The 1,081-nt window shown below is 74.7% G+C and carries 1 protein-coding gene; it reads left to right on the forward strand.

Features of this window, described 5'->3' with window-relative positions:
- A partial coding sequence (gene radA / locus B8460_RS18790) for a DNA repair protein RadA (RefSeq protein WP_048863154.1) occupies window positions 1-1,081 on the forward strand: 1,081 nt, incomplete at both ends.

Here is a 1,081-nt window from a genome sequence, read left to right on the forward strand (position 1 = left end):
ACCGCGTGCTGGGCGGCGGTCTCGTGCCGGCCTCGGCGGTGCTGATCGGCGGCGATCCGGGGATCGGCAAGTCAACCCTGCTGCTGCAGGCGGCGGCGGCGCTCGCGCAGCGCGGCGCGGCCTGTCTCTATGTGTCGGGCGAGGAGGCGATCGAGCAGGTGCGGCTGCGCGCCCGCCGCCTCGGCCTCGCCGACGCGCCGCTCGGCATCGCGAGCGCGACGTCGGTGCGCGACATCACCGCGAGCCTGGAGGCGACGCCCGGCCTCGCGCTGGTGGTCATCGACAGCATCCAGACGATGTGGCTCGACGGCGTCGACAGCGCCCCCGGCACGGTGACGCAGGTGCGGGCCTGCAGCTTCGAGCTGATCCGCCTCGCCAAGCAGCGCGGCTTCGCGCTGATGCTGGTCGGGCACGTCACCAAGGACGGCGCCATCGCCGGGCCCCGCGTGCTCGAGCACATGGTCGACGCGGTGCTCTATTTCGAAGGCGACCGCGGCCACCAGTTCCGCATCCTGCGCGGCGTGAAGAACCGCTTCGGCGCCACCGACGAGATCGGCGTCTTCGCCATGACCGGACGCGGGCTGGAGGAGGTCGCCAACCCCTCCGCCCTGTTCCTGGCGGAGCGGCGCGGCAACATCGCCGGCAGCGCCGTCTTCGCCGGGCTGGAGGGCACCCGCCCGGTACTGGTGGAGGTGCAGGCGCTGCTGTCGCCCAATCCCGGCGGCTCGCCGCGCCGCTCGGTGATCGGCTGGGATGGCGGCCGCCTGTCGATGCTGCTGGCGGTGCTGGACAGCCGCTGCGGGCTGCGGCTCGGCGCGTCGGACGTCTATCTGAACGTCGCGGGCGGTCTGCGGGTGACCGAGCCCGCGGCCGATCTGGCGGTCGCCGCCGCGCTGCTGTCCGCCGCCGCCGACCGGCCCACGCATCCGGGCGCGGTCTATTTCGGCGAGGTCGGCCTGTCGGGCGAGGTGCGGCAGGTGGCGCAGGCCGAGGTGCGGCTGAAGGAGGCGGCCAAGCTCGGCTTCGATACCGCCTGCCTGCCACGCCGCCTCGCGCCGAGCGGGGGCGGCCGCGCCGCCCC

The sequence above is a fragment of the Acidisphaera rubrifaciens HS-AP3 genome (genome assembly GCF_000964365.1).
GTDB classification, from domain to species: domain Bacteria; phylum Pseudomonadota; class Alphaproteobacteria; order Acetobacterales; family Acetobacteraceae; genus Acidisphaera; species Acidisphaera rubrifaciens.